The following is an 8,754-nucleotide window of genomic DNA, read 5'->3' as shown; positions in this document are numbered from 1 at the left end:
CATATTGGAAATTTCATTATTTATTTTATCTCTCAGATTATTCAGTTGCCAAAGTTCTATTTTTATGTCTTAATTTAAATTGTAGAAATTACTTTACCTTGATTTTTCCATTCTTCTATTGCTTCTGTTGCACCTTGTTTTGCCACATCATACATTGCATCAAAACCATATACTCCTGAAAAATGCTGTTCAATAGTGATGTTGTATTCAATACCACTATCTTGATAATATGAGTTCCCAAGTGTATTCTCCTCTGTTGAATTTCCACTTGCTGCATTTCCTCTATTCAATCCCATTTTTTCAAGTTCATATTCTAAATCTTTTAAATAGTCCTGCATTACATCAAAGCCTTGCTGTGCACTTGTTGCCTGTGATAATTTTTCTTTTATATCGTCCATGTTGTAAAATTGATTCATGTATGTTCTATATACTTCACTATCTACAAAAGCTTGAATTAAGCTGTCTTTTACACTTTCATATATAGAGTTTCCTAAACTTTCTTCAAATGAAGCAAAGGAATTATTGTTTAAAGCCTCTGACATAACACTTGACAGCATACTTTTTATACTGTCTACTCTTTCTGAAAGTTCTGTAGCTGGCAGCATACTATCTATAAGAGAACTTGAAAATCCTCTGTTTTCTAGTTGTGATCTTAAATCATTTATTACTTTTTCATAGTCTGTAGTGATTCTATCTGCTTCTAGTATCTTATTAAAATTAAAATTATCCCAGAATCCATTAAAATCAAGAACTCCATTCTTTTTCATATCAACAAGTTTTTCAGATATTTTCTCAAACTCTTTAGTCATATATTCATCTATTGAGCTGTAAGCCACATCATATGTTACTTGTGCTGCATTATTAAGAATTTTCTTAAAATATGAACTCATAGAAGAACTAAAGTCACTTGTTTCTCCTGATGATAAAGCTTCTATAAATGAACTTCTTACATCCTGCATAGCTGTTACCAGAACTTGTGCATTTCTTGCCATCTCTTCAATAGTATCTTTATATGCATCAGCATTTAATCCCATATCCTCAAACATTTGAGTATATTCCTGAACAAGAGATTTATAACTTGATACATCTATTCCCTCAAAAGCATTAAGAGTTGAATTTCTGAGTAACTGATTTTGTTCTTCCCTTAACTTATCTAATTGAGCTACATATTCAAATACTCCCTCTTTCCATTCTTCAAAATTACTATCAACAAGACTTATTAATAAATCTCCTCTTCCTGTCGTTTTAAGTTTTTCTGCAAAATCTCTTAATTGATTTTCATCCATATTATCTATAGTTGTATTAGTTATTCCCATAGATTTTAAAATATCTGCTTCTTTAACTTCTACAGCTTCATAAGTATCAGCTGATTTAGATTTAAACCAAGATTTATATCTTGCTTTACTTTTAACAAGTCCTGTTACAGTTCCAAAATCTTTTGTTTCATCTACCATTGCATTAATATATAGATCGAAATTCTTTTGCACCCTTTCTATTCCTGATAAAGTAGTGTTATTAGTAGCATATCCAAGTAATGAATTACTATAACTATTAATAGCGCTTATATTTGATTTTATAGCTTCTACAAAGGTTAAAAGAACTTCTGTGGATTCTTTAAAGGCTTGTTTATTGGCTTCATTGTTTTCTTCAATTTGCTTTCTAGCCTTGCCTCCATCTAAAGAACCAACCAAATCTTTAGCAACATTAAATCCTGCAATCATTCCTGAAACGCTTGTAAGTGCTCCTGTTATAGATTCAAGACCTTTTACCGAACCTGCCATTCCACCTTTAAACATACCTGTTATGGACCCAAGTCCCCCCTTGTCTGTAAAAAGATTAAATCCATTTGTTATTGATGAAAAAGTATTTATCATATTTCCAGTATTTTCAAGAAAAGTACTATTTAATCCTTGACCTATTGCAATAAGACTGCCTCCAAAGTTATTCATTACACTTACTAAGTCTTTCATAGCATTTTCTTCTTTCTTTTTCATTTCAGACATTTTCTTGGCTGCTTCTTCTTCTTCCAATAACACTTTTAATTCTGCTTCATATTTTTCAAAAGTTGCTTTATCTGTAATAGTCCCATCAGCATTATATAGTCCTACTAAAAGGTTTCTAAGATTTGTTATCTTTTGTTTTAATTGTGCTTCTTCATCTAATCCCAGTATTTTAGCTATTGTTGGAGATTTTTCAAGTTCTTCTCTATAGCCTTTAAATAAATTTCTAACTTTATCTTCTTTATTTAGTTCCTCTGTCTCTTTTCTTAGCTTCTCCATTTCTGGAATTAGCTTTTTAGCCATTCCATCAGCACCCTTATTAATTAAATCAGTGTATGCCTTTTCAAGGATACTCAATTTAGAACTTACTTGGTCTAGTTCAGTTAATTCAAGCCCTTCAGCTAGTTTTGGAACACTTGCTAAAGCTTTTTTATACTCATCTACTATCTTTTTAATTTCATCTAATAAACTATTACCTTGCTTAATTATTGGAGTATTCCTACTTCTATTATAAACTTGTTCTAAATAATTTATATTTTCAATTCCTGTTTGAGTAGATTCATCACTTCTATATCCTTTTAATTCTAACCCTCTTCTATCCTTTTCAAAATTAGTTATAATTTTTACTTTTGCTTCCATAGTTAAGTTTTCATTATTGAGTTGATTTTCAAAATCTTCTTTTATTAAAAGAAATTGTTCATGTAATTTTTGCATTTTCTCTTCTGAAATATTAGGAGCTAAATCTTTTATTTTTTCAATCTCTTTCATTTCATGTTCATCTAAAAAAGCTCTTACTTGAATTGATAATTCTTTTCTTTCTTCTAATTTTTTTAAAATCTCTTCATATTTAGCTGTCTTTTCAACTGCTTTCCCTGTTTGAGTTTCAAGTTCTTTATATTGCCTTATTAATTCATAAAAATCTCCTTCTTTTTCTAATTCAGGTACTACAGTCCACACCTTACCCAATTTTAAATCATCTATATAACTTTGAAATTTTGTTAATTCCTTTTCAACATCTTCTTTTTTAATTTTATATTTTATTTCTACTTCTTCAACTTCTGTAACTTTTATTTTATCTTTCAGATAACTATTAAGTTTTTCTTTAGAGTCAATATTCCTTTGTTTCAATTCTTTAATATTGTATTTAATTCCTGAACTATCTTGTGAAGATGAAAGGGCTTTATCTAATTGTAATTTAGCTTCTTTTGCTTCTTTTATTAATTTTTTTAATTCTTCATCTTGTTCACTTAAAACTTCTATCCCTATACTAGTTTCTCTATCAATTTTTCTAGTATCTTGATATTCTTTATATTTTTTTAAAATTTCAATTTGCTTCTCAACAGCTTGTCTTTTTTGATCCCAAGTTCCTTTTGAAGTATCCATAGCTTTCGTTGCTGCTTCCACTTCTTTTTTAAAAACTATATAACTTCTTGCTACTTCTTCTAGTCCCATTATTACTAGTCCAAGTACTGGACCACCTAAACCATTTAAACTTGAAGCAAATGAGTTTAATATAGGGATCACTGTCATAATTTTACTAGTTATTTCTCCTATATCTTTAGCTTTTTTATATAGATTCAAAAATTTATCTGAATAAGTTTCTGTTTTTTCATTTCCTGCATCAAAGACTTTACTAAAATTAATCTTATTTAATTCTTCTTCTAGAACCCTTATTTGTGAAGTTAAACCAGATACTCTTAATTCAGTTTTTTCTATCTGAACTTGAAAAACTCTAAATTGCTGTGATGCATACTCTATCTTTTTTCCAAGTTCCATATTTTCTAAAAAAGCTTCTTTAGCTGCTGAAGCTTGTTTAAAAGCATCATCTTTAGCACTTTGGGTTGTTAGCCTTGTAGCTATGGATAATTGTTGAAAACGCTTATCTATATTATTTTCAATATTTGTCATTTTTCACCTCACCTTCATCTTTTTTTCATGCTGTCTTTCTTAGAGGTTATCTTTTGTGAGTTCTTCAAGCTTACAGCTTCATTCAGGCAGTTTTTAATCAATTCAAGATCTTCAATAATATAGAATGGATGATTATCATAACCTAATGATTCTCCTAGTGGTAAAAATCTTATTTCAAAATAACCAGTCATTGAATCTACCTTCAAATATCTAAGATTTCTTTCTATTTTTTTATTTGCAGCTTGAATTTCTTTAAAAAAAGGGGAAACTTTGCTTCCCCTATTACCTCCTATAAAATAGTTGCAAGCCATCAGCATTACTTTTTTTCAGTTTCTTCCTCTAATGCTGTTGGAAGACTTTTTATAATTTCATCAAATGCTTTTTGAAGATTAAATAAATTATATTCTGCTTTTCCTAGTGTTTCTGTACTTAAATTCCCTTTCCCTTCAAAAACAACTATTCCATTTTCTACTATCTTTGTTACCTGCTTGCATAAAACAAAACATTCTAGACTTTCTTCAAAACTTTGTCTTCCATATTTTATTGTCTTTTCTTTTTCATCAATCACAAAAGTACTTTCCCCTATTTTTTTGATTCCTATTCTAGTTCCAAAGTTAACAACAGGGTTATACTCAATATATGTTTTGTCATTTCCTATTTTTTTTATATTCATTATCTATCTCCTCCACATTTTTCTTATTTTAAAGTTCCAAACAGATATGACATAGGTGTTCCTGCTGTTATATCATATGATATATCCATATTTTGTGTCATTCCTCCGCCAGCATTTTTATCAGTCATTTCCACTGATGTTACATTCATATTAGGAATTTTTATAAATACTATTCCTGCTCCTGTATTAAAATTTTCTGCCATTTTTATTGTCAATAAAACTTTATCATTTGCCATAAGTGCTTCAATTCCCTCTTTAAATTTAGCTTTATTATATGCATTTAAAGTTACTGTTGCATTTGACTCTATAAATCCATTTCTTGTAATTTTAGTAGCATTTCTATTACCTAGTCCATATTTTTGTTCAAGATTATTATTTATAGCTATTGAAACACTTTGAGTTTCTGCTGAAACATCTGTACTTCCCATTTCAATATTAGAAGTTATACATGTTAATAGTTTATCTATATCTCCAATAGGAGTTCCAGTATGAGTTATACTGTCTTTATATTCATAAGCATATCCAACAACATCAGCTGTAAGTTTACAGTATGCCCCTTGTGATATATCCAGTGTTACGTTATTTAATTGACATCCTGTTAGTATTCTTTCTTCATTATCTTCTAAATTTTGTTCTATAAGTGTATAATATTTTTCTATTTTTCCACTTGTATTTGCTTTAGCTATATCAGTTATTGTAGCTTCTGTTATTGGATCAGTTCCAACTACAACAGTATATCCAAAAGCTGGTAATAAATTTTTTAATGTTTCTAAAGTTAGTTCAAATGAAATATTTCCTGTAGCTCCTGCTGTAGATACAAAAGATTTTCCTTTGTATGCTGATCCTGTAAATGCTTCAGAATCTGTTTTTCCAAAGTTTGGTGTAAGATTTATCTCAGTTGCATTTTGATAAGCTGTAAAAGATGTTGCCATAGTTTTTTCATCAAGTTGTTCTCCAATTAAAAGTTTTAAATTCATTATTTCCTCCTGTTTCTTAATTTAGCTGTGATTTCAAATGTGCAGATCCAAATGTCATACATGACCTTTTTGGATATTTCAGTATTAAAATTAGTTTTTATACTTTGAGAAAGTATTCTTGTATCAAGTCCTATTAATTCATCATTATATAGAACTTCTAATATTTTCTGTCTTTCAGATAAGAATTTTTTAAAAGCTTCATCTCCAGCTTTAGATTTAATTATTAAATGAACATTATACATAAAGTCCACATTTTTAACTTGAAAAGCTGGGCTGAGTCCTTCACTTTCCACATAATCTGATAGTGGTTCTATTACTATTTTATTTGTTGTAAATTTTTCCATCAGATTCTCTGTTTTAAAAAAACCAATCTCAATATCATACTCAAAATAATTTTTTAATAATCCTTCAACTTTATATAACAAATCATAAGGATTAATTATTGCTTTAGTCATTGATTTTAATCACCTCCTTTACTCTCTCAATTCAATTTTTCTTTTTTTTAAGCTTTCTATAACTCTATAAAAATCATTTTGTTTTATCTGAGCTAGAACTTCATGCCCTATACATGTGTAAATCTTATATTCTGCATACAATTCTTTCATCACCTCCATCTCTTTCAATGATATATCCTCTGGTATTTTTAAATTGTTTATTCCAACTATTATTTCCCCTTCAGCTTCATAAACAGAAAGATTATTTTCAGCAATTTCTCTTGTTTTAAATTCTTCTATGAAGGCTTTTTGAAGTCTTTCACTCATTTCTCCTAGTGTCATAATTTTCTCTCCTTTTATCCAATAACAACAACTTTTAATGAATTCTCTTCTGGAATATCTGCTGTTCTTACAATAATGTTATTTAAATCTCTTATTTCAACATCACAAATAACTAATTCTTTTCCCTCAAAAATAGATATTGATATATCTTCTGTTGATAGATTATGATTTATTAAAAAATAATTATTTGTACCATCACCTATATTTTGTTTATATTTTTTAATTCCAGAAGTTTCACTGCCTTCTCCTAAAATTTTCCAATTATTTCCATCCCCAACTTTAATGTTTTTTAATTCTGTATTGTAATATAATTTTCCTGGAACATTAACTATAGGGTCTGTTGATAAATTTTCAATTCTTGTATTTAAAAGCTGTCCTTCTTTTAAATCAATATCTGATAATATTTTTATTACTGCCATTAGTTCACCTCTTTTAATTTAAAATTGCCCTTCCTGCCACTTCACTGTTAAAATTAATAATTATTTCTTCTGTATTAATGTATTTAATTTCTGACATCATGAAGTTCCCTTCATTGTCAAAAAGTATTAAACTTGGATATTTATTTAAAGAGTGTTTTATTAACCAAGTTTTTGATGGAGTACTTTGTTCAAAAATAAAATTTTTATCTTTTCCTTCACCTTCATCAGCTAAATACACAATATTAAACTTTGCCTCAATCAAATCTTTTAATTCTTCTGTCATTCTTCTACCTCCAATAGTGCATTTACAACACTTTTCATTATTTTAGTTGCACATACAGTTCCATCTTTCAAAGTGACATATAGCTGGAAAAAAACAGCTTCTGGTTTAGGTATTCGTTCTTTCCCATCTCCATTTTGTTGAAATAATAAAGTGTCTTCTTTAGTTAAATCACATATAATACAATTATCTTTAAACTTCATACTTGATTTTTTTTTAATAAGTTCTGCATTTTTACTTTTTATAATCAAATGACATTCAAAAATATCTTCTGTATTTAAATCTGTTGAAAAAACTATTGATGGTGTTGTTCCTCTTATCATTTTTCTCCTCCTTTTTTTATAATAAAAAGGGCCAAAGTTTTATATAGATAACCTATACAAATACTCTGACCCTTTCAACTGCGAATCTTATTAATATTCTTTTTAACTGCTTTAAAATCAACTGCTATTTTTGTTATTTCTCCACAGGAACATTTTATTATTATTTCCTCATCTTTAATAATTATTTTTCCATTTAATGAGATATCACCTATATCTTTTATTTCTCCTAAAAATTTATTACACTTGGTACAGCGATAATATTTTTTCATATTTTGCTCCTTTAGTAGAATCCAACAAGCTGAATTAATCTCTGCTATTTTTGATAATTTCTAATATCACTAAAAATACAAATATAAAAAACCATATATATAATGGAATAAAAACTTTTATCCAACTAATTTTGATTTTTTCAATTAATTTTAATGTTATTAAGATCACCTGCATTATTCCTAAAAATTCAATTTTCATTCCTCTTCCTTTGACAATTATCAACTTGGCTGATAAAAAATTTTAAAAGTTCATCTATAAAAATATTATAATCTACCAGTTGATAAATGTCAACAATTTTTTTATTTATTTTTTATAAGGCCTTTTATCAGCTTTTCAATCATTGCTCTTTCTTCAATATCAAGCTTCTCTAAAGAAGATAACAAGGGATCTTTTGATCTTCTATTTGTATCATTCATTATATTTATTACTTTTCCACAAGTTGTTATATCACTATCTTTTAATTCTATATCTTTATATTTTTTATTATCACTTTCTAAAACATATTTTCCATTTTTATGCCTTAATCTTTTTACTAACCCATCTGGATATTCTGTTCCCTTTGTCAAAAAAACTCCAATTTCTCCGACTTCAGGAAAAATATCTTTTCTTACTATAACAATAGCTCCATCATATATTGTATCTTCCATTGAATCTCCATTTACAATTATAGAAATTATTTCTCCTTGAGATTTTGGCAGCATTATAAAATCTATGGGATCTCCAACAGCTTCACATCCCAGTCCTGCAGAAACACTGGCAAACAATGGAACTTCCATTAACTCTATCTCTTTGATTGTATTAATGTCTAAATTACTTTTAAGATATTTATCGTCTATAAAGCCTGCTAAATTAAATAGTTCTATTTGATTTATTTTCAGGATTTTTGATAATTCTTTTAAATAAATTGGGTTTATTTTTTTCTTTTTTCCATTTTCAATTCTAGATAAATCTGCCTTATTTATTCCAGTATTAGTTTCTATATAGTTAGTACTATATCCTAGTTCCTCTCTTTTACTTTTTATAAATTTCCCCAGTTCCATAGCTTTGTTTTCTGTCAGTTCAAACATTCTCTCCATATTTACACCTCCTTATATACTATCTAATCATTTGTTTTGATATTTGTCAACA

11 protein-coding genes are annotated in these 8,754 nt (G+C 28.0%); all 11 read right to left on the bottom strand.

All coding sequences use genetic code 11. The features are described from left to right. Positions 1 to 74: 74 nt before the first annotated feature. The 11 genes from E6771_RS12730 to E6771_RS12680 all read right to left on the bottom strand — a co-directional run bounded on the left by E6771_RS12730 (position 75) and on the right by E6771_RS12680 (position 8,702). Entirely contained in the window at positions 75 to 3,908 is a 3,834-nt protein-coding gene (locus E6771_RS12730; RefSeq protein WP_316091716.1) for a hypothetical protein, read from the bottom strand. A 14-nt stretch (positions 3,909 to 3,922) separates the two neighbouring features. After that, complete coding sequence (locus tag E6771_RS12725) at positions 3,923 to 4,219, bottom strand: hypothetical protein (RefSeq protein ID WP_316091715.1); 297 nt, start codon at positions 4,217 to 4,219, stop codon at positions 3,923 to 3,925. A 5-nt stretch (positions 4,220 to 4,224) separates the two neighbouring features. Next, positions 4,225 to 4,581 (bottom strand): hypothetical protein, encoded by a 357-nt coding sequence (locus E6771_RS12720; protein WP_118005088.1) that lies wholly within the window; start codon positions 4,579 to 4,581, stop codon positions 4,225 to 4,227. Positions 4,582 to 4,604: 23 nt separating this feature from the next. Then, positions 4,605 to 5,558 carry a phage tail tube protein gene (locus tag E6771_RS12715; protein ID WP_316091714.1) on the bottom strand — a complete coding sequence of 318 codons (954 nt, stop codon included), beginning with the start codon at positions 5,556 to 5,558 and terminating at the stop codon, positions 4,605 to 4,607. Then, positions 5,558 to 6,013, bottom strand: a complete 456-nt coding sequence (locus tag E6771_RS12710) for a hypothetical protein (protein WP_316091713.1) — start codon at positions 6,011 to 6,013, stop codon at positions 5,558 to 5,560. Before E6771_RS12710 ends, E6771_RS12715 begins: the two co-directional genes overlap by 1 nt. Before the next feature lie 18 nt (positions 6,014 to 6,031). Then, the gene (locus E6771_RS12705) at positions 6,032 to 6,334 is read right to left on the bottom strand and encodes a hypothetical protein (RefSeq protein ID WP_118005091.1); all 303 of its coding nucleotides are present in this window, start codon (positions 6,332 to 6,334) and stop codon (positions 6,032 to 6,034) included. 14 nt (positions 6,335 to 6,348) lie between these two features. Then, positions 6,349 to 6,753: a hypothetical protein gene (locus tag E6771_RS12700; RefSeq protein ID WP_008696781.1), complete on the bottom strand. Its 405-nt coding sequence runs from the start codon at positions 6,751 to 6,753 to the stop codon at positions 6,349 to 6,351. Between the two features lie 13 nt (positions 6,754 to 6,766). Further along, positions 6,767 to 7,036: a hypothetical protein gene (locus tag E6771_RS12695; protein WP_316091711.1), complete on the bottom strand. Its 270-nt coding sequence runs from the start codon at positions 7,034 to 7,036 to the stop codon at positions 6,767 to 6,769. After that, positions 7,033 to 7,356: a hypothetical protein gene (locus tag E6771_RS12690; RefSeq protein ID WP_316091710.1), complete on the bottom strand. Its 324-nt coding sequence runs from the start codon at positions 7,354 to 7,356 to the stop codon at positions 7,033 to 7,035. The genes E6771_RS12695 and E6771_RS12690 overlap by 4 nt, the downstream gene beginning before the upstream one ends. 74 nt (positions 7,357 to 7,430) lie before the next feature. After that, the gene (locus tag E6771_RS12685; RefSeq protein WP_316091709.1) at positions 7,431 to 7,625 is read right to left on the bottom strand and encodes a hypothetical protein; all 195 of its coding nucleotides are present in this window, start codon (positions 7,623 to 7,625) and stop codon (positions 7,431 to 7,433) included. A gap of 300 nt (positions 7,626 to 7,925) precedes the next feature. Then, positions 7,926 to 8,702 (bottom strand): LexA family protein, encoded by a 777-nt coding sequence (locus E6771_RS12680; RefSeq protein ID WP_316091707.1) that lies wholly within the window; start codon positions 8,700 to 8,702, stop codon positions 7,926 to 7,928. Between the last annotated feature and the right edge of the window lie 52 nt (positions 8,703 to 8,754).

The sequence above is a fragment of the Fusobacterium sp. genome, assembly GCF_032477075.1.
Classification (GTDB): domain Bacteria; phylum Fusobacteriota; class Fusobacteriia; order Fusobacteriales; family Fusobacteriaceae; genus Fusobacterium_A.
Note: the sequence above shows the minus strand (reverse complement) of the source record. Positions and strands in the feature narration are given on the sequence as shown.